This window comes from Peloplasma aerotolerans (assembly GCF_030012175.1).
Lineage (GTDB): Bacteria > Bacillota_I > Bacilli_A > Acholeplasmatales > Acholeplasmataceae > Peloplasma > Peloplasma aerotolerans.
Window position 1 is genome coordinate 116362 of the sequence record NZ_JASCXW010000001.1, and the last position, 24763, is coordinate 141124.

Annotated in this window: 28 protein-coding genes and 1 riboswitch; of the genes, 7 read left to right on the forward strand and 21 right to left on the reverse strand. The window is 32.7% G+C overall.

What is annotated here, in order from left to right; all coding sequences use genetic code 11:
- Positions 1-26: 26 nt before the first annotated feature.
- The 9 genes from QJ521_RS00530 to QJ521_RS00570 all read right to left on the reverse strand — a co-directional run bounded on the left by QJ521_RS00530 (position 27) and on the right by QJ521_RS00570 (position 8863).
- Positions 27-1022 (reverse strand): S16 family serine protease, encoded by a 996-nt coding sequence (locus tag QJ521_RS00530; RefSeq protein WP_282838424.1) that lies wholly within the window; start codon positions 1020-1022, stop codon positions 27-29.
- On the reverse strand, positions 1006-1479 hold the full coding sequence (locus QJ521_RS00535; RefSeq protein WP_282838425.1) for a deoxycytidylate deaminase: 474 nt from the start codon (positions 1477-1479) through the stop codon (positions 1006-1008). Before QJ521_RS00535 ends, QJ521_RS00530 begins: the two co-directional genes overlap by 17 nt.
- Entirely contained in the window at positions 1479-1976 is a 498-nt protein-coding gene (msrA, locus tag QJ521_RS00540) for a peptide-methionine (S)-S-oxide reductase MsrA (RefSeq protein ID WP_282838426.1), read from the reverse strand. The genes QJ521_RS00535 and msrA overlap by 1 nt, the downstream gene beginning before the upstream one ends.
- 1 nt (position 1977) lies before the next feature.
- A complete protein-coding gene (gene aspS, locus QJ521_RS00545) occupies positions 1978-3693 on the reverse strand; it encodes an aspartate--tRNA ligase (protein ID WP_282838427.1) in 1716 nt (571 codons plus the stop codon).
- A gap of 1 nt (position 3694) precedes the next feature.
- Complete coding sequence (gene hisS / locus QJ521_RS00550) at positions 3695-4966, reverse strand: histidine--tRNA ligase (protein WP_282838428.1); 1272 nt, start codon at positions 4964-4966, stop codon at positions 3695-3697.
- Positions 4935-5525: a GNAT family N-acetyltransferase gene (locus QJ521_RS00555; protein ID WP_282838430.1), complete on the reverse strand. Its 591-nt coding sequence runs from the start codon at positions 5523-5525 to the stop codon at positions 4935-4937. The genes hisS and QJ521_RS00555 overlap by 32 nt, the downstream gene beginning before the upstream one ends.
- Before the next feature lie 203 nt (positions 5526-5728).
- Positions 5729-6163: a D-aminoacyl-tRNA deacylase gene (dtd, locus tag QJ521_RS00560; RefSeq protein ID WP_282838432.1), complete on the reverse strand. Its 435-nt coding sequence runs from the start codon at positions 6161-6163 to the stop codon at positions 5729-5731.
- Complete coding sequence (locus QJ521_RS00565; RefSeq protein ID WP_282838433.1) at positions 6160-8337, reverse strand: RelA/SpoT family protein; 2178 nt, start codon at positions 8335-8337, stop codon at positions 6160-6162. The genes dtd and QJ521_RS00565 overlap by 4 nt, the downstream gene beginning before the upstream one ends.
- Before the next feature lie 13 nt (positions 8338-8350).
- Complete coding sequence (locus tag QJ521_RS00570; protein WP_282838434.1) at positions 8351-8863, reverse strand: adenine phosphoribosyltransferase; 513 nt, start codon at positions 8861-8863, stop codon at positions 8351-8353.
- Positions 8864-8976: 113 nt separating this feature from the next.
- Here QJ521_RS00570 and QJ521_RS00575 point away from each other — a divergent pair, with 113 nt between their 5' ends.
- Positions 8977-10209 (forward strand): AAA family ATPase, encoded by a 1233-nt coding sequence (locus tag QJ521_RS00575; RefSeq protein ID WP_282838435.1) that lies wholly within the window; start codon positions 8977-8979, stop codon positions 10207-10209.
- A gap of 24 nt (positions 10210-10233) precedes the next feature.
- Here the strand turns inward: QJ521_RS00575 and QJ521_RS00580 are convergent, their stop codons facing one another.
- Positions 10234-11907 (reverse strand): ribonuclease J, encoded by a 1674-nt coding sequence (locus tag QJ521_RS00580; RefSeq protein WP_282838436.1) that lies wholly within the window; start codon positions 11905-11907, stop codon positions 10234-10236.
- Between the two features lie 88 nt (positions 11908-11995).
- Between QJ521_RS00580 and recU the strand changes: the two genes are divergently transcribed.
- On the forward strand, positions 11996-12616 hold the full coding sequence (gene recU, locus QJ521_RS00585; protein WP_430757344.1) for a Holliday junction resolvase RecU: 621 nt from the start codon (positions 11996-11998) through the stop codon (positions 12614-12616).
- Here the strand turns inward: recU and QJ521_RS00590 are convergent.
- Positions 12576-13151: an energy-coupled thiamine transporter ThiT gene (locus QJ521_RS00590; protein WP_282838438.1), complete on the reverse strand. Its 576-nt coding sequence runs from the start codon at positions 13149-13151 to the stop codon at positions 12576-12578. The two genes, recU and QJ521_RS00590, sit on opposite strands and share 41 nt — an antisense overlap.
- 64 nt (positions 13152-13215) lie before the next feature.
- Positions 13216-13311, reverse strand: a riboswitch (TPP riboswitch).
- 61 nt (positions 13312-13372) lie between these two features.
- Here QJ521_RS00590 and QJ521_RS00595 point away from each other — a divergent pair.
- The 4 genes from QJ521_RS00595 to QJ521_RS00610 all read left to right on the forward strand — a co-directional run bounded on the left by QJ521_RS00595 (position 13373) and on the right by QJ521_RS00610 (position 15661).
- Positions 13373-13822, forward strand: a complete 450-nt coding sequence (locus QJ521_RS00595; RefSeq protein WP_282838439.1) for an SPFH domain-containing protein — start codon at positions 13373-13375, stop codon at positions 13820-13822.
- Between the two features lie 76 nt (positions 13823-13898).
- A complete protein-coding gene (locus tag QJ521_RS00600) occupies positions 13899-14273 on the forward strand; it encodes a hypothetical protein (protein WP_282838440.1) in 375 nt (124 codons plus the stop codon).
- A gap of 1 nt (position 14274) precedes the next feature.
- A complete protein-coding gene (locus QJ521_RS00605) occupies positions 14275-14703 on the forward strand; it encodes an NfeD family protein (RefSeq protein ID WP_282838441.1) in 429 nt (142 codons plus the stop codon).
- A gap of 19 nt (positions 14704-14722) precedes the next feature.
- Positions 14723-15661: an SPFH domain-containing protein gene (locus QJ521_RS00610; RefSeq protein ID WP_282838443.1), complete on the forward strand. Its 939-nt coding sequence runs from the start codon at positions 14723-14725 to the stop codon at positions 15659-15661.
- A gap of 68 nt (positions 15662-15729) precedes the next feature.
- On the opposite strand, the gene QJ521_RS00615 is transcribed toward QJ521_RS00610, so the two are convergent.
- The gene (locus tag QJ521_RS00615) at positions 15730-16845 is read right to left on the reverse strand and encodes an alkaline phosphatase family protein (protein ID WP_282838444.1); all 1116 of its coding nucleotides are present in this window, start codon (positions 16843-16845) and stop codon (positions 15730-15732) included.
- Positions 16846-16857: 12 nt separating this feature from the next.
- Positions 16858-18153 (reverse strand): pyrimidine-nucleoside phosphorylase, encoded by a 1296-nt coding sequence (locus QJ521_RS00620; RefSeq protein WP_282838446.1) that lies wholly within the window; start codon positions 18151-18153, stop codon positions 16858-16860.
- 92 nt (positions 18154-18245) lie between these two features.
- Between QJ521_RS00620 and QJ521_RS00625 the strand changes: the two genes are divergently transcribed.
- Positions 18246-18803 (forward strand): histidine phosphatase family protein, encoded by a 558-nt coding sequence (locus QJ521_RS00625; RefSeq protein ID WP_282838448.1) that lies wholly within the window; start codon positions 18246-18248, stop codon positions 18801-18803.
- 18 nt (positions 18804-18821) lie between these two features.
- On the opposite strand, the gene QJ521_RS00630 is transcribed toward QJ521_RS00625, so the two are convergent.
- The 8 genes from QJ521_RS00630 to QJ521_RS00665 all read right to left on the reverse strand — a co-directional run bounded on the left by QJ521_RS00630 (position 18822) and on the right by QJ521_RS00665 (position 24752).
- The gene (locus QJ521_RS00630; protein ID WP_282838450.1) at positions 18822-19610 is read right to left on the reverse strand and encodes a lysophospholipid acyltransferase family protein; all 789 of its coding nucleotides are present in this window, start codon (positions 19608-19610) and stop codon (positions 18822-18824) included.
- Positions 19607-20080 (reverse strand): dihydrofolate reductase, encoded by a 474-nt coding sequence (locus QJ521_RS00635; RefSeq protein WP_282838451.1) that lies wholly within the window; start codon positions 20078-20080, stop codon positions 19607-19609. The genes QJ521_RS00630 and QJ521_RS00635 overlap by 4 nt, the downstream gene beginning before the upstream one ends.
- Positions 20077-20943 carry a thymidylate synthase gene (gene thyA, locus QJ521_RS00640; protein ID WP_282838452.1) on the reverse strand — a complete coding sequence of 289 codons (867 nt, stop codon included), beginning with the start codon at positions 20941-20943 and terminating at the stop codon, positions 20077-20079. The genes QJ521_RS00635 and thyA overlap by 4 nt, the downstream gene beginning before the upstream one ends.
- A gap of 12 nt (positions 20944-20955) precedes the next feature.
- Complete coding sequence (pepV, locus tag QJ521_RS00645; RefSeq protein ID WP_282838453.1) at positions 20956-22335, reverse strand: dipeptidase PepV; 1380 nt, start codon at positions 22333-22335, stop codon at positions 20956-20958.
- Between the two features lie 96 nt (positions 22336-22431).
- Positions 22432-23448: a DUF4097 family beta strand repeat-containing protein gene (locus QJ521_RS00650; RefSeq protein WP_282838454.1), complete on the reverse strand. Its 1017-nt coding sequence runs from the start codon at positions 23446-23448 to the stop codon at positions 22432-22434.
- Entirely contained in the window at positions 23445-24008 is a 564-nt protein-coding gene (locus tag QJ521_RS00655) for a DUF1700 domain-containing protein (protein WP_282838455.1), read from the reverse strand. The genes QJ521_RS00650 and QJ521_RS00655 overlap by 4 nt, the downstream gene beginning before the upstream one ends.
- Before the next feature lie 8 nt (positions 24009-24016).
- Entirely contained in the window at positions 24017-24319 is a 303-nt protein-coding gene (locus tag QJ521_RS00660) for a PadR family transcriptional regulator (protein ID WP_282838456.1), read from the reverse strand.
- A gap of 76 nt (positions 24320-24395) precedes the next feature.
- Positions 24396-24752, reverse strand: a complete 357-nt coding sequence (locus QJ521_RS00665; protein WP_282838457.1) for a single-stranded DNA-binding protein — start codon at positions 24750-24752, stop codon at positions 24396-24398.
- Positions 24753-24763: the final 11 nt, after the last annotated feature.

Here is a 24763-nt window from a genome sequence, read left to right on the forward strand (position 1 = left end):
ACCTTCTAAAAAATGAAAATATTTTGTTAATCATTGTATTCATTAAGCCACTGCACCGCCTCTTCTATCGTGTCAACTATAACCAATTCATATGGGAAAATAACACCAGGGATATCATCGATATGTGCTTCTGGAACGATGAAAACATCAATATTTTGATACAAACCGGTGTACATTTTTTGTGGTACACCACCGACTCTTCCGATCTTTCCAGACATCTCAATCGTGCCTGTTCCAGCTATTTTCAAATCTCCAATGTTTAGTTTTAGTAAACTTGCGTAAATACTGAGTGTTTGAATCATACCCCCGCTAGGTCCGCCTACTAAACCATCTAAGCCTGGTAAAGTAAAGTTTGGAGACGCACTCTCAATCTCATAATTGGGATAAAAAATCATCCGTGGGTCATCTTCATCATACTGATAAGTTACTGTATGATAAACACCTAAATCCTCTTCTGTCCTCAATATCGTAAATGTCACTTCATTTTGATAAGCTAGCGCAAGGAAACTTTCATGTGTATGTCCAGAATAATTAATACCATTAATCGCAACAATTTTATCTCCTACTTTTAAATCAGTTAATCGACTAGGTCTATACGTTAAATACAACCCTGCATAATAATAATCAATACTTATACGATTATCTTGATCATGAGCTAAATCATAAGCTTTAATAATAGATGTTTTTAGTGATACCAATTTTTGGATCTGTCCGGCAGTATAATCATCTTTCCACGAAGTATCCCTTTGTCTTGCTGTCATTTCATAAACATTCATTGTTTTATCATTTGATAGTACAAATGATTGAAATGGTGTTATCGGGTTATATGAATATACGTAAACTGTATTAAAATTGTCTACAAACTCTACATTTTCTAATTGGATTGAATCAACAACTCGAGTTAACCCTCCTGGAGCAGTCACTGCCATTTGTGTCGGCATGACCAACACCATCAATAAATAAACATATGGGAAACTTAAAATAATAAGAATTTTTTTATATTGCTTAAGTAATTTTATCATATCTCAACTCTCCAACCTGAATCTGTCTAAAGTTGACATGAGAAGCTTTTAGCATTTTTACAGCTGCCTCATGTTCTTTTGAACTTTGATATTTATTGGACTCATAGATAATCTCAGTAATACCACTTTGAATAATGAGTTTAGTACATTCATTACATGGAAATAATGTAACATACATCGTTGATCCCTTTAGGTTCGTTGTTGCATTTAAGATAGCATTTGCTTCTGCATGGACGACAAAAGGGTATTTTGTTTGAAGAAAATCACCTTCATTACCCCATGGAAATTCATCATCTTTACATCCTTGTGGCAAACCATTATAACCAATCCCAACAATACGCTTACCAGCATTTATAATACAAGCACCAACTTGTGTGCCTGGATCTTTACTACGCATCGCAGATAGCTTAGCAACGCCCATAAAATACTGGTCCCATGTAATATAATCTTTACGCATTACTTGATTTCCTCCTTTTTAGCGAGGTTTAAGTCAACGTGGCAATATCCACCTGGGTTTTTCTTTAAATAGTCTTGGTGATAAGGTTCAGCTAAATCATAATCAACATTCTTTTTAACTTCAGTTTGAACACGATCATAATCTTTTCCAAAATGGTTTTTAATATATTCAACAATTTTATTTTCGTCTTCTTCATAATCAAAATAAATACCTGATCTATATTGTCTTCCGATATCATGTCCTTGACGATTTCTAACAAACGGATCAATGATTCTGAAAAATTGTTCTAAAACATTTTCTAATTTGATGATATTTTCATCATAAAATATTTGGCATGCTTCAGTATGTGAAGCTACACCACCACATACTTCTTGATATGTAGGGTTTCGTTTATTGCCATCAACATAACCAACAGACGTTTCTACAACGCCTTTAAGTTGTTTAAAATAGGCTTCAACACCCCAAAAACATCCTCCACCTAAAACGATACTCTTCATATTACTTACCTACCTTTAATTCAAGCTCATCTAATTGTTTTTGATCCACATCAGATGGTGATTGCATCATCATATCCTTTGCACTTTGAGTTTTAGGAAACGCAATGACGTCTTTAATATTCGTTGTATTTGTCATTAACATAACAATTCGATCTAAACCTAATGCAAGTCCACCGTGTGGTGGAGTCCCATATTTTAATGCATCAACAAAGAATCCAAAACGATGTTGCACATCTTCTTTAGTTAAGCCCAGTGTATCAAACATCAATCTTTGAACATCTTGATTATGAATTCTAATGGATCCTCCACCAATTTCATAACCATTTAAAACGATATCATACGCCTTTGCCATTGCTTGATGTGGGTTATTTTTTAAGACTAATGCATTCACAGGAGCTGTGAATGGATGATGCTTGGCATAAAATCTTTTTTCTTCTTCGTCATATTCTAATAATGGCCATTCATTAATCCATATGAACTTATAAACATCTTTAGGTATTAAATTAAACTGGTTTGCTAACTCGATTCTTAAAGCTCCTAAACTTGATGAAACATCATCGAAACTACCAGGAACTAAGAATAGCACATGATCTTCTCCAAGATTTAATGACTGAAGTTGTTCTTCATTTAAATATTTAATGATGCTTCCAGTATATGAGCCTTTACTATACTTAACAAAAGCTAATGCTTTTCCATGATTTTTCTTGACATGTTCTGTTAGTTGATCCACTTTCTTTCTAGATATACTTTCACCATGTTCGAGAATCAATCCTTTTACCATAGGTTCATCATTAAATAGAGGTATATCTATACCTTTGAAAAATTCAGTATAATCCTTAAGCAACATTTCATAACGAAGATCTGGTTTATCTGTTCCATAAAGTTCCATTGCTTTGTGATAGGTCATGATTTCAAATGGTGCTTTAACTTCTTCATTCAAAACTTTCTTAAATGTATTTACCATAATTTTTTCAATGATTTCTCTTACATCTTCTTCCTCGACAAATGATGACTCAATATCGATTTGAGTAAACTCAGGTTGACGGTCAGATCTAAGGTCTTCATCTCTAAAACATCTTGCAACTTGGAAATATTTCTCAAATCCAGCAATCATAAATAATTGCTTATAAATTTGTGGTGATTGAGGTAATGCATAAAAACTGCCTGGGTATAATCTTGAAGGTACTAAATAATCTCTTGCTCCTTCAGGAGTTGATTTTCCTAAAATTGGTGTTTCTAGTTCATAAAAACCTTCATCAACGAGTGTTTGACGAATGGATTGTACAATCTCATGTCGTTTAATTAAAAAGTTTTGCATAACAGGTCTTCTTAAATCTAGATATCTATATTTAAGTCTAGTATCTTCTAATGCATCTGTATCATTTGCTATGATTAAAGGAGGATTATCAGAAGTGTTTAGGATAACTAAGTCAAAAACATCAACTTCAATTTCTCCTGTTGGCATATTTAAATTTTTATTTTCACGTTCAATAACGATGCCTTTCGCTTCTATAACAAACTCGTTTCTAATCTTCAAAGCTGTTTCATAATTCTTATTTTCAGGTTTGACAACGAGTTGTGTCATTCCAAATCGGTCTCTTAGGTCAATGAAAAGTAAACCTCCAAGATTTCTCGTCTTAGCAACCCAACCTTTAAGATAAACTTCTATACCTATATGATTTTTATTTAATTCATGATTATGGTGCGTATACTTCATTTTATTTCTTCTCCAGTTTTTCTGTCATATATTTTTTAATTTTAGAAATCACGACTTCTTCTTGTTTTTCTGTTTTCGTATTTTTAATACCAACAACACCTTTTTGATACTCATCATCACCTAATATAATTAAGTATTTAGAATTCATTTTTAGTGCTTGTTTTAATTGTGCCTTAAATGATTTCTGTGTATAGTTCATATCTGCTTTAACACCAGATACTCTAAGTTCATAAAGTATCTTTGTAGCAACCACTTTTAAATCCTCACTAAAAACTATGACATATGCATCTAGTTCACTTTCTTTAGCAAATGCTACATTTTCAGCTTCCAAAGCTAAAAGTAATCTTTCCATACCACAAGCAAACCCAATACCCCCTAAGTCTGGTCCACCAAGTTCTGAAACAAGTTTTTGATAACGGCCACCACCACCAAGTGCGTTTTGAGCCCCAAAACCTTCAATATCAGCCTCTATTTCAAAAACTGTATGACTATAGTAGTCTAGACCACGAACAAGCTTATGCGCGATTTCATAGCTTATTTTTGCAGCATTTAAATGTTGTAGCACTTTTTGGAAATAAGCTCTTGAAACTTCATTTAAATAATCTTGTGGTGTTGGTGCTTCTTTAACTGCTTTATGTTTTTGATCGACTTTGCAATCCAATATTCTTAAAGGATTTTTTGTAATTCTTTGTTGGCAATCACTACATAGTTCATGAACGTGTGGTTGAAAGTGGTCTTCTAGAGCTTTACGGTAGTTTTGTCTTGACTCTTCATCACCTAAACTATTGATTTTAACTCTGACCCCTTTTAACCCTAACCTTTTCATAAAATCATAGGCTAATATAATCATTTCAGCATCTAAAGCAGAATCGACTGTACCAATAGCTTCAACGCCAAATTGATAAAATTGGCGATATCTACCTTTTTGAGGACGTTCATATCTAAAATTAGGTCCGATGTAATAGACTTTTTCTAGCTCTTGACTTGTATAAAGTTTGTTTTCAACATAACTTCGAATCACACCTGCAGTACCCTCTGGTCTAAGTGTCAATTTTCTGTCTCCACGGTCATCAAAGTCATAAGTTTCTTTGGTGACCATATCGGATAGTTCAGTATGACGGTGAAAAACTTCACTGTACTCCATAATAGGTGTTCTGATTTCTTTAAAGTTATATTGCCCTAGAACCTCTCTTATTTGATTTTCTAATGCTTGCCATAAATATGATTCACTTGGTAATACATCATAGGTTCCTTTGACTTTGTTGACTGCCATAATAATCCTCCTTGGTAAGCTCATATGTGAGCATCTCATCTTCTAATATTGAATTGCTTTTTTCTAAAACATATTTTTCTTTTTGGATAAATTTAAATGGTGTTTTTTCAATAACTTTTTGACTTGCTACATTTTTCTTTAAATGTCTAATTCTTAATAAATCAAAATTGAGGTAATCAAAACCTATTTCTATCATTTTCTTAATGGCTTGTGACATAATACCTTGATTCCAATAGTTTTGATGTAAGACGTAGCCAATTTCAGCTCCGTTTTCACCTCTTATTTTACTATGAAAATCAATAGTTCCAATCATTTTAGAGGTCTTCACATCTACAATGGCATAACCAATTGGCAATCCATGTCTAATTCTTGGATAGAAAATTTGTGAAATCGAGCGTCTAGCTTCTGATGGCATAACAAAAGGTCCCCATGACAAATACCTTGTAACCTCAGGATCTCTTCCGTAGTCATACATGTCTTTGTAATCGGTTTTTTTCAGTGTTCTTAGTACATAGTTATCAAAATAAACAACAGGCATCAATTTGTACGGTTTCTTCATGATCCACCTCAATCAAAATAAAAACGTCCTCAAAAAAACTCTAAGGACGTAAAATATACGCGGTACCACCTTAGTTCTAGAAAAGTTTCTAGCCCTCAATGTCTTGTTTTTGCCTCAAAAGGTGTCACTGCTCTATTAGAGCTCCTTTATCATTGACGATTTATTTATAGTTCAATATTATCTTAAAAAGATAATTTTGTCAATTAGAATTCAATCAGGATTGTCACCGGTCCATCATTAATTGAATGAACTTTCATATGCGCCTGAAAAACGCCTTGTTCGACATGATGATGTTTTTTAAGTTCATTGACAAACAATAGATATAGTTTTTCTGCTTGATCAGGTCTTGCTGCTTGAATAAATGATGGTCTATTGTTGCCTTTAGTATCTCCATATAGCGTAAATTGGGATATTGCTAATATGCTCCCATTTTTATTTGCTAAAGGTAGATTCATCTTTTGCTCATCATCTTCGAAAACTCTTAGATTGTGCACTTTTTCAGCCATTTTAATCACTTTTTGTTCATCATCTTCTACGTGGATACCAACATAAAGTAAATAACCCTGATCAATACGTCCTACAACTTTTGAATCAACCTCAACTTTTGCGCTTTCAACTCTTTGAACGATGACTCTCATTTGTAATCTCTTTCCACTGAATAGATTTCACTAATTTTTCTTAAATTAACCATCAGTGATTGTAATGCATTTAAGTTTGTAATCGATACTTTGACTTTAATTATTATTTCTAAACTTGAGGTTGTAATTGCATTGACCTCAGCAATCGCTACACTTGATGCATTAATGGTGGTAACGACTTCAGTCAATAACGTGGCTTTATTGCCACCGACTATTTTTATCCATGTCGGGTATTTTCTTGTAATTTCTTGTGTCCAAAAAGCTTCAATTAAACGATTTTCTTCAAATTGTTTAGTGTTAGGACAATCTTTAGTATGAATAACAATACCACTTTGCTTACTAACATATCCTAAAATTGAATCTCCAGGAATCGGCAGACAACAATTAGATAATTTAAGTTGTGGGCTTGATAGTCCTTCAATAACGACACCTGTTTCATGATGTGTCGTTAATTGTTTAGAAGCTTTTTCCATTTGTCTTTGTAACATCAGATTTGGATCAACTTCATGACCTAACATCTTACTGACAACAGTTTTCGGACTGACATTTCCTTTTCCGACTTCTAAATATAAATCAGAGACGGTTGTAATCATATTCTTTTCGAAATGCTTTTTAACAAATGCATCGTCTAGTGACTCATTAATCTTATTAGCTGTAAACTCACGATCAATGGTTTCTTTACCTGTTTGCATTAAAGAATCTTTGTTTAACTTATTTAGGAAACTTTTGATTTTATGTCTCGCATGAGAAGACTTAGCTACTTTTAACCAATCCTCACTTGGGCCATAAGAGTTCTTATTTATTTTAACACTAACAATATCGCCAGTATTAAGTTCATAATCAAGTGTTACGATTCGATTATTAACTAAGGCTCCAACCATCTTATTTCCAATATCCGTATGGATTCTATAAGCAAAATCAATTGGTGTTGAACCTTTTGGAAGTTCTATGACTTCACCTTTAGGTGTAAAAACATAAACGTTAGCATCAAGAATATCGCCTTTAATCGTTCCAACGAACTCTTCTGCCCCACCTTCGGTTTCATCCGTATCTTCACTCATTTTTAGAAGCTCACCATACCACTTAAGTTTTTGAGCAATTTCAAATTGTTCTCTTTCTTTTGAGTATGTTTTATTTTCTTTATAAGCCCAGTGTGCAGCAACCCCAAATTCTGCAATTTGGTCCATTTCAGGTGTCCTAATTTGCACTTCAAAAAGTGTTCCATCATCAGATAAAACAGTTGTGTGAAGCGATTGATACATATTGGGTTTAGGTACTGCTATATAGTCTTTAAATCGTCTTGGAATTGGTGTGAAGTTAGCATGAATAATACCTAGTGCTTGGTAACATGTTTCTACACGATCAACAATTACTCTAACTGCTAAAAGATCATAAATATCTTCAAATTGCTTTTGATCTTTAACCATTTTTTTATAGATACTATATATATTTTTGATGCGACCTTTGATTTCAAAATCGATCAGCTCACTTATTTGAAATAATTCTGTAATATGTTCGATCACATGACCAATTGATGCTTCACGTTCAGCTTTTTTAGCTTGAATCATATTAGAAACACGATAATACATTGGTGGATCTGTATACCGAAGCGAACGATCTTCTAATTCAGCCTTAATTCTAAAGATACCTAATCGATGGGCAAGTGGTGCATAAATTTCTAATGTTTCAGTTGCGATTTTATATTGTTTATCTGGAGACATAGAATCAAGTGTACGCACATTATGCAATCTATCCGCAATTTTAATTAAGATCACACGAATATCTTTAGCCATCGCTAACAACATTTTTTGATGATTATCAGCTTGAGATGCTTGTGTATTAAATGAAAGCTTACTAATTTTAGTTACGCCATCAACGAGTAGTGCAATATCTTTTCCAAAAGTTTTTTCAACATCTGCTAATGTTAGAATAGTATCTTCTACCGTATCGTGAAGTAATGCAGCTATTAAGGTTGCAGGACCACCTCTTAGATCAGCTAAGATTTTAGCGACTGCAACAGGGTGTGTAATATAAGGTTCTCCACTCTTTCGCATTTGCCCCTCATGTTTTTCTTTCGACAAAAAATAAGCTTTTTTAATAAGCTCAATGTCAGACTCTCTTTTGATGTAAGAATCGAAAGATTCGAAGAGGGATTGAAACAGTGGATCGTTCATAAAAACACTTCCTTTAGTAAGTGATTAATGTTAATATATCATAATTTCTTAAATTGTCTCTACCTTTTAGTTCAGAAAGTTCTATAAGAAATGCTAAACCAACAACTTCTCCACCTAGTTTTTCAACTAACTTGACGGTTGCATCCATCGTTCCGCCTGTAGCAAGTAAATCATCGACGACTAAAACTCTATCACCTTTTTTGATAGAATCAGAATGTAAACATAGTTCATTAGAGCCATATTCTAAATCATAGGATACACTAACATATTCTCTAGGTAATTTGCCAGGTTTTCTTACAGGAGCAAATCCAATACCTAAACCAGCTGCAACAGGACATCCAAAAATAAAGCCCCTTGCTTCAGGACCAACAATTAATGTTGCTTTTTTATCTTTAGCAAATTGAATAAATTGGTCAGCAGCATATTGAAATGCTTTGCCGTTTAACATGAGTGGTGTTATGTCTCTAAAAAGGATACCTTTTTTGGGAAAATCAGGCACATCTGCAATGTAATCTTTTAAATTCATTAATAAATCCTCCTAGGTGTCTCTTTTATAAAAAAAGAGCATTGTTATACCGTTCTATTTTAACTCATTTCTAAACTTTTAGCAAGTATGCTATAATCTAAATAGGTGATGAAATGAAGCCATTAGCTTATCGTATGCGACCACAAAAATTTGAAGATGTTTTTGGACAAGACCATCTGGTTGGACATGATGGTGTTTTAGTTTCCATGTTAGAAAAAAAGAAACTACTTTCATTTATTTTACATGGTCCTCCTGGTACAGGAAAAACGACGATTGCTCAACTGTTTGCACAACAATCAGAACTCGATTTTTATTTTTTTAATGCTTCTACAGATAGTAAAGCTAAATTAAAAGATATTATTGAAACGACCAATTATCATGATATCTTAATCGTTATCGATGAAATTCATCGAATGAAGACAGATGTTCAAGATTATTTATTACCTTATATGGAAAATGGTAATGCTACAGTTATTGGTTTAACAACCTTAAATCCATATCAAAGCATCAATATGGCGATTAGATCAAGGTGTCATTTGTATGAAGTAAAGAAATTGGATGATGAAGCGATTGAAAAAGCCTTAATGAGTGCAATTAAAGAATTAGATGTTGATATTAGAATTGATAAAAATGCGTTAAGTGCTATAACAAGGTACTCAAACTCTGAGGTAAGAACAGCATTAAATATTTTGGAAAGTGCATCTTTAGTTTTAAATGATGGCGACCTTTTAACAGCACAAACCGTTTATCGTGTTGCTGGTAAGGTGAGCCATGATCTAGATGATCATGAGGACCATTTTTATAATCTTTTATCTGCATTACAAAAATCAATAAGAGGATCAGATGTAGATGCATCAATCCATTATTTAGCACGTTTAATAACGTTAGGTGATCTTCAATCTATCATTAGAAGACTTCTAGTTATTGCCTATGAAGATATAGGCTTAGCAAATCCATTAATGGGTGGTAAAGTCTTAAATGCGTGTGATGCAGCCATTCGTGTTGGGTTTCCTGAAGCTAGGATTATCCTTGCGAATGTCGTTATTGATATGGCGATATCTCCGAAGTCAAATACTGCTATAGCAGCAATCGATAATGCAATTGCAGATTATGAAAATACAGATACTGGAACTGTACCTGATCATGTTAATAATCGAAAGATTAAGTTAAACCCTGAAATTTATCATTATCCTCATCTAGATGCTGATAGCATTAATGATCAAACACATTTACCAGATAAAATTAAAGATAAAACATATTATCATCCTAAAACAGAGTCAAGCTATGAAAAAGCATTAGCTGAACGATTGAAAATTATTGATAAAGTTAAGAAAATTAAGCGATAAAAAAATACCCAAATTTGGGTATTTTTAATTTTCAGTAGAGATAATAACTGGAATCGTAATTGGAGATCTTCTCGTTTCTTGGTAAATAAAACGATTCACTTCATTACGAACATCCCTTTTATATTCATTCCAGTTGATATATTTGCCTTCCAAATGTTTTTGACTGACTTCAATGAATTTCTCTTTAACTTTATTTAAAATCTCTTCGGACTCTTGTACATAAACGAATCCTTTAGTAATAATTTTAACTTCTCCGATGATTTTCTTAGTTCTTGGACTAATATGTGCAACCACCAATAAAGCCCCATCTTCAGCCAATAATTCACGGTCTTTCATCACAAAGTCATTAACATCCCCAACAGCAGTACCATCAATTAGAATTTCTCCTACATTGATTTCACTACGTGAAACATATGTTTCTTTATTATCGAATGTCAAGACATCTCCATTATCTAATAAATGGACTTGATTTTCTTTATAATTGATTTCTTGTGCAAGTCTTCTCACACCAAACTGGTGACGAAATTCACCAATCGTTGGGATGATATATTTAGGTTTGAGCAAATTAATCATCATTTTGATTTCTTCAGCAGTCGCGTGTGCTGCTGTTAATAATCTCTTATCAACGACTTCTACTTTCGCATCACTTCGATATAAGATATCTAATGTGCGTGCTGCCATTTTTTCTGTACCAGGTACTGGTGCAGTCATTAAAATAACCGTATCTTCGTCAGTAATATTAATGAGTCGATCAACCTTTTTACACATTCTTTGTAACATAAAGAACGGTTCATGACGGTTACCAGTAACTAGTGCAACGATGTTTTTATCATCATTTTTATTTTTATCATCGATATAACGTAATGTTATTAAAGATTCCTTTGGAATGTTTAAATAACCGTTTTGAATAGCAATATCAACAATTCTTTGTGCCCTTCTACCAATAATCGCTATTTTTCTATGATGCATTAACGATATGTCGATGATTCTTTGTATTTTTCTTAAATCTGATGAAAATAGCGATACAATAATTCTTCCTTCAGCATTGGTATATATACTATTAATTTTATGGTTTAAATTGGTAGAGACACCACCTTTAAGTTCTAGTGTAGAACCTAAGGATTCGATTAATAATGCTAAAACATTTTTTTCTGCCAACTCATTAATCTTTCTAAAATCAGTTTGATACATCACATCACCGCTTTGATCAAACGTAAAATCACTTGTATAAACAATAACTCCATCTACTGTATGCACAGCAATCCCAACTGATTCTGGAATGGAATGTGTCGTATTAAAAAATGTGACTCTAACGTGTCCAAATTTAATAATGCTATTTTGAGAAATTGTATTTAAAGTTAAATCATCAAGATTAAAACCCTCATCTTTCAATAAATCCTTTAATATTTGCATCGTGAAGTTCGTTGCATAAACAGGAACATTTAAATCCTTTAGAATATGTGGGAGTGCACTGATATGATCTTCATGAGCATGCGACAAAAAAATGCCTGCTATACGATCTTTAGCACGTATTAAAACTTTATAATCTGGAATGATTTCATCGACACCATACAGTTCAGCGCTTGGATACTTAATCCCCGCATCCAATATAAATAGTTGTTGATCAACCTCGATGACATACATATTTTTCCCATTTTCGCCTAGTCCACCTAATGCAAAAAATCTTATTTTACTCAAACTAACACTTCCTTCTGTAACGTTTTTGACTAAAAATATTATACCATGTTTTTCAAATTACACAATGAATTTGTCTTATAACTATGTTATGATTATAGTAGGTGATGAACATATGGTAAATTATCCAATTAAAAGAAAAAAACAAGTGAAATCAACAAATTATGCGAATCTAGGGATGACATTGGAATCAGATATTGAATCTACGAATTCCTATTATCTTGATATGGGTATTGCAGTTATTCATAAAAAACCTACACCTATACAAGTCGTCAACGTTAGTTATCCAGCAAGAAACAAAGCAAAAATAACTGAAGCTTATTATAAAACACCTTCAACAACCGACTTCAATGGTATTTACAAAGGTATGTATATTGATTTTGATGCTAAAGAAACGAATTCGAAAACATCAATGCCTTTAAAAAATGTCCATCCCCATCAAATTGATCATCTTCGAAATGTAGATAAGCAAAAAGGGATTTCTTTTTTGATTGTCCATTTTAAAGCATATAACGAGTATTATTTATTACCAGCACAAGTCTTATTTGAATATTGGGATATGCAATATGATAAAGAAAAGGGACGAAAATCCATCCCTTATTCCACTTTTGTTGAACGCGCTTATTTAATTCCCTTTGGTTATCAACCAAGATTAGATTACTTAAAAGCAGTTAACTTGTTGCTGGCGTCTGAGACATCATCTGATCATTAAGATCTAAGACACGTTTTCTAATAAGCAATGCAATGATCATCGTCAATGCAGTCGATGTAACCATATAACCTAAGTTATAGACAACAAATGAATAAATCCATGCATCAAAATTTGCAGCTTCAGTCCAAAAGATAACGCCAGCAAAAGAAACAGATAAATATCTTACAAAACCTGCAACTGCTATACCAATGATTGTCCATTTAGCACTACCTAGTTTACCAACAAATAAACCCGTGAGTCCAAATGCAGTAAAACCTAACAAATAATCTAGCATAAATGACCATCCAATGATATAACCACTTGGTGCTAAAATAATCTCAAAGATACCGTACACAAAGCATGCTAATATACCGTATTTCAATCCATAAAGAAATCCGATAAAGATTAATGGCAACATTGATAATCCAATAAAGTTACCACCAAATGGCATACTGAAGATTGGCAAAACAAATTTGATGAGCAATTCAATCACGAAAGCGATTGCTACTAAACCACTACTCATCGTAATCTTCTTTAATTCTCTACTTGCATTCATTTTCTTTTCCTCCTTAGAAAATAAAAAAATTTCTATGGATGACCTAGAAATTGATAGTTATTGTGATTTACATCTCAACTATCCCTCCGCTGGTACAATCCAGATCAGGTTCTCGGGTCGACTTTCGTCCTCTCAGCACATGGCTCCCCGTAGTGATCATCTATATATTATCATAAGGCATTATGAATATCAAAACATTTGTATGAAAAGAGGTTTTATTAATGAAAGAAGTTATAATCGCAGTCATTGTCTTGCTATTTTTGGTTGTACTTGTTATCGTTCCAAATATTAAAATATTATCGAAAAATCATGCGATGGTGATTGAGCGATTTGGTGTCTTTCTTAAAGTTATAGAGGAACCTGGTGTTTATATCTTAATTCCATTATTTGATCGAGCAATTCAAGTTGTTTGTCTTGATCAAATGGAAAGAAAGTTCACTTTTTCTATGCCAAGTGAAAATGATACGATTACTTATATGGTAGACTATTATTATCAAGTGACCGATGTCAAACTCTTTGTATACTCAGCATTAGATGCTTTATCTGTATTTGAGAAAAAGATTAAATATTATTTAACTAACTTTATACCAATTGATGACAAAATTTTCCACGAACTCAAGGAACATGCGGAAAACTTTGGGATTGAACTGAAATCAATTGTCTCAAAATAACGAATAATAATTTTTTGTAATTTTGTTGCATTTTGTATAATTAGGTGTATAATATAAAGTGTAAGGAGTGATTACAATGGAGATAACTTGGTTTAACGAAAAACCCAAAGATTGTGTTGTTACTTTAGCAGCGGGTAATATTACATTGAATAAACCTGCAACAACTTTTTTCGAGAATGCTTATAGCGTTATGTTGGGTTTAGAGAAAAATAAACATCTGCTCGTCATCAAACCTCTTAGTAAAGAAGATGCAATGAGGCATGATATTCCAGATAAGAATAAATATCGCATCACTGTACGTTCCTCTTATAGTAGAGTAACTAATAAAGCTTTTATGGAAGAGATTAGCAATATGTATGAGATTCGTCTTGATGACGAAACACATAAGTTTAAGGCAACATGGGACTATAAAGAGCAAATCCTTGTTGTCAATCTTAAGGAGGAAATATAATATGGAATTCATGGTTTGGATGTGGTTAGGATTATTTATCGCAGCAATCGTTGTTGAATTTGCAACATCAGATCTTGTAAGTATTTGGTTTGCTATAGCTGCTGTTCCTAGTTTCATTATGGCTTTATTAAAGGTTAACATCGTTATTCAAGTCATTGTTTTTGTATTGATTGCAGTATTATTGCTACTTCTGACTAGACCATTTGTAATGAAGTATTTTAAGACAAATGAAATTAAAACAAATGTAGATTCTTATATCGGAGCAACCGGAGTTGTTACGAAAACGATAACTCCAGATACTATTGGTAGAGTTCAAGTCAAAAATGGAGATTGGTCTGCAATAGCACATGACACATTAGAAATTGGAACTAAAATTAGAGTTCTAGATGTCGAAGGCGCAAAATTAATCGTAGAAACAATAGAAAAATAAATAGAAAAGAGGTATTATCATGGAATTCTTAAATTTATTCATCAATCCAATCGCACTTAATGCATTGGAAACAGCATTAATCATTGTTGCAATCGTATTGTTCGTGATTCTTGCTGCTAGTTTTAGATTGGTTACACAAACCAAAAAGGTTATTGTTGAACGTCTTGGTGGTTATCATACCACTTGGGGTGTAGGTATTCACTTTTTAATCCCTGTTGTTGATCGCATGGTCAAAACAGTATCTCTAAAAGAGCAAGTTAAAGATTTCGATCCACAACCTGTTATTACTAAAGATAATGTTACTATGCAAATTGATACCGTTGTCTTCTTCTCTATTACCGATCCTAAGGCATATACTTATGGTACAGAAGATCCAATGTCAGCAATTGAAAACATTTCAGCAACAACATTACGTAACATCATTGGTGATTTGGACTTAGACCAAACATTGACATCAAGAGATTTAATTAATACTAAGATGAGAGAAATTCTTGATGAAGCAACTGACCCATGGGGAATCCGTGTAAGTCGTGTTGAAGTTAAGAACATTGTTCCACCAAAAGATATTCGCGACTCTATGGAAAAACAAATGCGTGCTGAACGTGAAAAACGTCAAAACATTTTGATTGCTGAAGGTGAAAAACGTTCTCAAATTCTTAAAGCTGAAGGTGAAGCTGAAGCAGTTATTCTTAGAGCTGAAGCTGATAAGAAACAAAGGATCTTAAAAGCTGAGGGTGAAGCAGCAGCAATCTTTAAGATTAAAGAGGCTGAAGCATTAGGTATTAAGTTAATTAAAGATGCTGGTGCAGATCAAGCAGTTCTTACATTAAAGTCACTTGAAGCTCTTGCTCAAGTTGCTAATGGACAAGCTACGAAGATTGTTGTTCCAACAAATATTACAGATATCGCTGCAACCGTTATGATGGCAGCTGAAATAGCTAAAGGCGATAAAAAATAATTAAGGTACAAAAATTAAGGGCAATTGCCCTTTTTTTGTGCTTTGGAAAAAAAAAGACACTTAAACTTTTAAGTGTCAATTGTGGTGTGATAAATAATCAAAGGAACTTCCATTTCACCTCTAGTAAGCCCTGCATGGTGTGCTTTAAAGCTTGAACCTTTTAAAAACTCGAGCATGTACTCATCGGTTGCAACAGCTACAAAGTCTCCAAGAAATGAATCTAGCATTGGATGTTTCTTTCCATAACCTAGTAAACCTGATTTGATGATTTCATTTTTTGTGTAGAGTTTAAAAAATGCACCATAATTATCTTCAAAAACGGATTTGAATTTCTTCTTTTTAAATGGCTTAACGAAGAAATTGGTAGCTCTTGACTCTATCGAAGGATTTCTTTTTAATAGTCTTATTAAAGGCTTATTATCTGTTAAATCAAATGCTTTCACATCAACAAGTCCATGATCTGCAATAAAAATGAGTAGGGTTTGATCATTGATTTTGTTTGCTAATTCTTCTGCTTCTTCATTGAGTTTCCTTAAAATGTTTTTAGTTTCTAAACTATCAATACCATAATCATGTTGGACCATATCTGGTTGTGCCCAATAGACATAGGTAAATGTTTTGCTTTTTTGTTCAATAATCTCAAGAACTTTTTCTGTTTGTTCCTTAAAGCTAGCAAAACCATTTGGTCTAAAATTTGGAAATAGTTCATAAGTTTTTGTTCTAGGATTGAAAGCTTTGATTTGATCATAAATTAATGGATATTTCAAGTATTTATCTCTTAATACCTCATCAAATATTCGCTTGTGATCATAAAAATCTTGATTGGTGAAAACCGTTAAGTTTGTGTTTTCTTTTTTAAAATATTGAACCCAACCTAAATAACCAGAGGAAAAAGGTGGTAGTCCGGATAACACAGTGTTCGTTGCAGCCACTGTTGTAGGTGGAAAAATAGATGTTATTGTTTTAACGACATGCGCAGATAAAAAATCTTTATAATTCAGGTGTCTATCTATAATATTCATGCCCATACCATCTAGTAAAATCAGAACCACATGTTTAAAATTCTTTTTTAATTCCTTTTCTAACTCTGGAATTGATGGATAAATTGTTGGTGCTTTATAATGCTTTAAAATTGTTGATGTTACATTAAGTATTGAATTTGTAAAATCAGGATAAACTATCATCTTAAACACTTCCTATTTAATCGTTTTTTTGATCAATTGAAGTCGTTTATGCTCATCCCCTATAGAAATTGCTTCTAATACGAGTTTTTCGGCTTCTTTAACTCCTTTATCTCTAGTATATAATGTAGCAATCACGTGTCCTTTTTTAACATGATCTCCAATCTTTTTGTGTAAATCTATACCAACCTCAAGACAAATGACATCATCTTTTGTTTCACGGCCTGCACCTAAGCGCATCGCTGCTCTACCGATATCAAGTGCATTAATCTCAGTGATATAACCTTCTTTTTGAGATAACACTTCAACAGTGTTTTTTGATAATAATTGCTCAGGTTGACTTAATCGATTAATATCTCCACCTTGTGCTTTTACTAAATCTAGAAACTTTTGATAAGCCGTCCCATTTTGGAGTGCTTCTTGCAGCTTAATTTTTGCGGTTTCAAAATCGGATTCAGTTCCTGAATCCAACAGCAAATGTGCTCCAATTTCAACAGTTACATCAACTAAATCCTTCGGTCCTTGACCATTTAATGTTTCAATCGCTTCATAGACTTCAAGTGCATTTCCGATTTTATGACCCAAAGGTTCATCCATACCTGTTAAAATAGCAGTCATCTTTTTACCAGATTTTCTACCTATTTCAACCATAAGTTCAGCAAGTTTTGTTGCTTCTTCTTCAGTCTTCATGAATGCACCATGACCAACTTTAACATCTAAAACAATCGCATCCGCTCCACTTGCTAACTTCTTTGACATAATGCTAGACGCGATTAAAGGAATAATATCAACGGTTGCTGTAACATCGCGAAGTGCGTATAATTTTTTATCTGCTGGTGCGACATCTCCACTTTGCCCAACAATAGCAATTCCAATATCATTAACTTGTTTGATAAAGTCTTGAACCGGTAACTCAACTTTATAGCCAGGAATACTTTCTAGCTTATCGATTGTGCCTCCAGTATGGCCAAGACCACGTCCGCTCATTTTGGCAAATTTAACACCTAAACTGGCTAGTAAAGGTCCTAAAATAAGGGTCACTTTATCCCCAACACCACCAGTTGAATGTTTATCTACTTTAATCCCAGGAATTTTTGATAAATCAATGATATCACCAGAGTCTCTCATCGCAAGCGCTAAAAAAGTGGCTTCCTCATCATTCATGTTCTGAAAGTAGGTCGCCATCAAGAAGGCACTCATTTGGTAATCCGGGATATTTCCATTGGTATAATTTTTTATTAAATAATCTATTTCTTCTTTAGTTAAAACTTTGCCATCTCTTTTTTTAGAGATAATATCTACAATATGCATATCATCACAACTCCTTATTTATATTTTATCATATATGATAAACAATATGTATAAATCCGTGTTATAATGATGTGGATGAAAAGAGGGATTTTATGATACTAGCAATGGTCCGTCATGGCCAAACTTTCTTCAATGAAAAAGGTTTGGTTCAAGGTAGAGTCGATAATCCATTAAATGAAACTGGAAAAGAACAAGCAAGAACTTTAGGTAAATTATTAAAACAAAAAGGTGAAACATTCGATATGATCGCATCCTCACCTTTATCAAGATCTTTAGAAACTGCTTATATATTGTCACGAGAACTTCAAATGAATCAACCTATTTTTGTTGATCATGCATTTGTTGAACGTGATTTCTATCACCTAGATGGTACACCTGTAGAAACAGCTATGCCTTTCGTTAGACAAGAAAACTATACATTTGAAAGATATGAAACTGATCAAATGTTAGTGAAACGTGTTACCAAAGGATTAGATAGATTTTATCATATGCACAGCGATAAAAAAGTATTATTTGTTGCCCATTCTCACGTCATAAAAGCTGTTCGTAAGCGTATAGATCCAGAAAAGTATTCTTTTGCAGATTTAATTAAAAATGGTGATATTCTATACTTTGAAGTCAAAGATGGAAACATAAAAGTTATCGATTAAAAAAAGGCGATTAGCCTTTTATTTTTGTAAACTTTCATTAATAATATTAAATATTTTATCAGCAACTTCACCTGTTGATAATTTTTTTATGTCCTCATAATAAACAACAGGATGGATAACAACATGTATTTTAGTTCTTCTAAAAGGTGCACGATGTTTAATTTGAGTAGAACCATGTATGCTAACAGGAAGTAAGTTAGCTTCTGCTTTCATAGCAACCCTGTAAGCTCCAGCACGCATTGCTACCATTTTAATATCATTTCTATCTTTAATTCCACCTTCAGGAAAAATAGCCATTGCCATACCCGATTTAACAACTTTAATCGCATCAACCATCGCTCTAGCTGTGTTACGATCACTTGATCTATCAATTGGGAATGCACCTAAATATTTTAACCATGATCCTATTAAAGGAGCTTTGTAAACACTCATTTTTGGAGTAAATGTTGTTGGTCTTTTCATCATTTCAAATATAATAAATGGGTCTGCATAAGACTTATGATTTGCATAAATCGTAAGTGGTCCATCTTTTGGAATGTTTTTTAAACCTTCAACTTGTATCTTTAATCTTAATGGGAAAATATTAACCCATCTTGCTGTACTTCTTGATAAAAAATATTTATATTTATTGTCATATTTCGTTATTTTAAATAATGGGAAATGTAACAATAAAAATAAGACCATGACGATAAAGCCTACAATAGGTCCTAAAACGAACCATAAGGGGATGAAATATAAGTTTGGGACAATGATTGTCATCATATAAACAAATGCGGCCCAACCTAATAAAAATATGATACTAATCATGAATTTTTCCTTTCATAGACGGCAAAGATGAGTCCTTCCTCTATCTTTTTGTCTATTAGTTTGTATTGTGATAAATCGAATTTAGGAAAATATACATTGCCCTCATGTGCTTTTAAAACATAGGTGATATATAATCTTTTCGAAAATGGTAGAGAAAGCTCATAAATTGTCTTTCCACCAATAATAAATATATCTTCATCTACATGTCTAAAAAACTCAAAAATGTTTTTAACATGAACTGCATCTGGGTAATCAACATCACTTATATTAGCAACATATGATTTTCCAAATGGCAAAGGTTTTGTTTTATAATACGATTTAAGAGACTGATACGTCATGTCTCCCATTAAAACTGATTGACCTTGAGTCATTTTTTTGAAATATGCTAAATCTTTTGCATAATGCCAGGGGAGCAAATTGTCTTTACCAATTAACCAGTTTTCGTCCATTGCCCATATCATTGAAATCATATAGCCACCTTACCTTTAATTGCAGGATGTGGATGATAATCTTTTAGTTCAAAATCTTCATATTTGTAATCAAATAACGATTTTACATTAGGATTAATTACCATTTTAGGTCTAGCTTTTGGCTCTCTTGAAAGTTGTAGCTCAATTTGTTCAAAATGATTTGAGTAAATATGTGCATCTCCTATTGTATGGACAAACTCACCAGTTTTTAAACCTGTCACTTGGGCAACCATCATTAATAACAATGCATAGGATGCAATGTTAAATGGAACCCCTAAAAATATATCTGCACTTCTTTGATATAACTGTAAAGATAATTTGTTATCTCGAACATAAAATTGAATTAAGGTATGACATGGTGGTAATGCCATGTTTTTGATTTCAGCAGGATTCCATGCACTTAGAATCATTCTTCTAGAGTCTGGATTATTTTGAATTTCATCTAAAATATATTGGAGTTGATCAACTCCATTAAACTGTCTCCACTGTGCACCATAAACAGGTCCTAAGTCACCATGCTTTTTCGCAAATGCTTCATCATTTTTTATTTTTTCGATGTATTCATCCATCGTTTCATTTTGATAATCAACACTCTTCTTAAACGCTTCATATGGCCATTCATTCCAGATTTTTACGCCATGATTAATAAGATATTTTATATTTGTATCTCCATTGATGAACCACAAAAGCTCATGTATGATTGATTTTAAATGTACCTTTTTTGTTGTCAAAAGAGGAAATCCTTCAGCTAGATCATAGCGCATTTGGTAACCAAAAACACTTTTTGTTCCAGTACCTGTTCGATCCATCTTAAAACTTCCGTGTTCCATAACATGACGACATAAATCTAGATATTGCTTCATAGAAACCTCCTGTTATTTAGCGAGTTCGTATAATGCTTCCGTGTAAATGATTGTTGCTAATAATAAATCGTTGATATCGATAAATTCATTTTTTTGATGAATAAATGTTGGCTTATCTAAGAAATGTGGTCCGAATGCTACACTATTTGGTAACGCTCTTGCAAATGTACCACCGCCAATTGTGATGGGTTTAGCTTGTTGGTCATTTGTATGCTTTTTATAAACATTCATTAATGTTTTAACTAAATCTGAGTTAGGGTCATTATATAATAATTTTTGATGTCCATCAACTGAAACATTTGCTTCAAATGGAGCAACCTTTTGTTTAATAGTCTCAACAACTTCATCAAAAACAACACCATTTGGATAGCGCAAGTTTAATTTTAACTCATAATGATCTTGATCGGTTGAAATAACACCAAAATTATTCGTTAAATGTCCCATTTCTTCATCATGGTATTGGACACCTAACTTTTCACCTCGAACATCATGAATCAGTAATTTGTCAACCAATTGAACAAGTTGGTCATCAATTTTATTTTCAATAAAAAATTCAAATAAACGGTCAATTGCATTTTCACCAAACTCAGGTGTAGAGCCATGAGCACTCTTTCCAATGACTTTAATTGATACATTTCCATCTTTTATTGCAACCGAACCATCATATCCCTTTTTTATTAAAAATTGATTAAATAACGATTGATAGTCTTTTGATGACTTTAATTCTGCTGATGCATAATCAGGAACCATATTATCTCTGAATCCACCCTGAATCGACACGATATCTTTATTTTTTAATTTCCCTTTAATTAAAATTCTAGAAATACCCTTTTCTGCATATATTAATGGGAAATCAGCATCAGGTATAAATCCTGAAACAGGAGCTTCTGGGTAGACACTAAAATAACGTCTTACACCACGCCATCCGGTTTCTTCATCAGTACCTAAAATTAACTTAATGCGCTTAGATAAAGGCAAATTAAGTTCTTTTAATATTTTCAGTGCATAATAAGCAGCAATCGTTGGTCCTTTATCATCTTCAGTTCCACGACCATACATTTTGCCATCATGAATTTCTGCGCCATATGGATCAAATGTCCAATCGTTACCCGCAGGAACAACATCAAGATGTCCAACCATTCCGACATATTCTTTTTGATTTCCATATTCGATATGACCAGCATATCCTTCAAGATTTACTGTCTCGAAACCATCTTTTTTCCCAATTTCTAACATTAAATCAAGTGCTTCTTTAATACCTTCTCCAAAAGGAGCATCCTTACGTTTTGGATCATAAGTAGTTAATTCTGAATTGATTTGAATCAGTTTCGTTAAATCTTCAATTAATTCATCTTTTCTTTTTAGTACTTCTTCTTTAAAATTAATAGACATTTTTTATCATCTCCTTTTTTCATTGTAGCATAAATAAAGCCCAATATAAAGGAAGTCAGCCGATATTTTATTTTATAAATAAAAAACGCACAAGAACTAGTCTTGTACGTTAATTGTAATGTTTCCAGTAGTCACTCTTGCTGTAATAGAAACTGAGCCAGTTGAAGTAACATGGGAGTTACCTTGATTAGCTCCAGCAACCATTATTTTTCCAATAGTAGCTTTTAAGTCTAATTTCATCTCACTTAAACTTTCAACTGTTATGATAATGTCACCCGTAGTTGCTCTTAAATCATAACTGTTTGCTGTTGTTTTTTCCATTGTGATTCTTCCTGTCGTTGTCTTATATGATAAATCCCCTGATGCTAAAACATTTTCGGAAGTAATCCGTCCTGTATCGTTATTTGCAGTGACATTGAAAGCTGTTAAATTTTGCAATCTTATATTACCAGTGCTTGATTTAACTGCTACATCGTTAACACCTACATTATCAACATGTATAGTCCCTGTATCTGTATTAATCACTAAATCATTTTCTATCATAACATCGATTAAACTACTAGAACCTGTATTTAATTTGATATCGACTGAATCAACATTCAGTTTTTTCAAGTAAACTCTGCCTGTATTAGATTCAATAGACAATGCTTTATGATATACTACATCATCAAATTCTAGTCTCATTGTCCCAACATTTGATTTTAGTGTTAAATCTAAAACCCATGTTTCAGGAACTTCAATATATATCGTTCTCACTTCACTAGATGCTGTTTTGAAGTTGATAAATCTAAAAAACTCTGTTTTTTGTTCTTGAATAATCGATAACACGCCACCTGTTTCTGATATTGTCCATGTATCTTTTTCTTGTGCATAATATCTAATCGTTATAAAATCATCTTCTGTAGCACTTAAAATAACATTTCTAGTCTCAGAACTAAGATGAATACCATCTATAAGATCATTTTGAACATATACAATCTCTTCTCCATATGATTCATCATCATTAAAGAAATCAGAAAGCCCTTGAATGTTTAGTCCCATTAAAACAGCAGCAGTTGCCATGACTAAACCTAATACAAACATAACTAACAATAATTTAACTATAATTCTCATCTTAGTTCACCCTTTTTTCTTGCGATATTACTAAACCACACCAACATCTTCTTTGATAAATGCCAAGCTATTTGATAGATCCAAACTGACACGAGTACTGCAAAAGAAAACGTCATCATCGAAAATCCAGCAATACCTAATATATTTGCAGTCTCCATATTCGATTGGATAAGATCTAATACCATCAAATATATCCCTGCGAAACTACTTAAAATTAATATTCCTGTAACCAACATCATTGAAAACGCAACGATTAAAAATGTAACATAAAGAATACCTAGCGGTAATAGAAATGGTGTGGATAACAACACCACAACAAGTTGTTTCGTATTTTTTGTAATATCTTTATGTGTGCGATTAGGTCTTTTTAATAAGACGTTTGGTGTCATTGTTTTAACAATCTCACTGATTTTATATTCACTTAATATATCATCAATATTTTCCCCTGATGAACGTCTTTCTTCAATCATTTCTTCATAATATGAAACAATGTCCTTAACTTCATCCTCATAAAATTTTCTGCTTAATGCCTTTTCTAGCTCTTTTAACCACGTTTTCATTTTCTCACTCATTTCATTAAAATATCATATATTTTTCTAATGTCTTCCCATTCATTCAAAAACTCATCAATGTGTTTTTTACCTTTAGCTGTTATTTGATAGTATTTTCTATTTCTTCCCTGGAAGATGACATTATATGTTTTAAGTTCATCTGCTTTTTCCAATCTTCTTAAAATCGGATATAAAGTAGATTCACTAATTTCTATATATTGAATAAGATCATTTACAATCTTATATCCATATGAATCGCCTCTAGCTAATATCGCTAAGACAAATATTTCTAGTACACCTTTTTTAACTTGCTCTTTCATAATTCACCTCAATGCTACCTTACGCCTTATATTATACATTGCATAGTATTGTTTGTCAATAAAAAAAGTTCAATTTTTATGAACTTTCTTCTGACACTTTAGTGTCATTTTTTGAAGATGATGACAAATACGTGATTCTTTCAGCAATAACTTCTAGCATATTGAGTTTTTTATCATCTGGTAATTCATACTTCCAACATTGAATTCTTGCTTTGACAGCAATCATAATGCCTTTTGTACAATATGATTCAATCGCTGTTGCCAGGCCTTCCCATACTGAGATTTTGATGAAATCAGTATCGTAGAGTCCATCCATATTCTTAAATCCTCTTTGTACTGCAAGTGAAATATAGCTCACCTTTCTACCATCTTCTAAAATTCTAACTTCTGGATCGTGAGTTAAACGTCCGATTAAAATAACTTGATTTAGCATAATGACTCCTT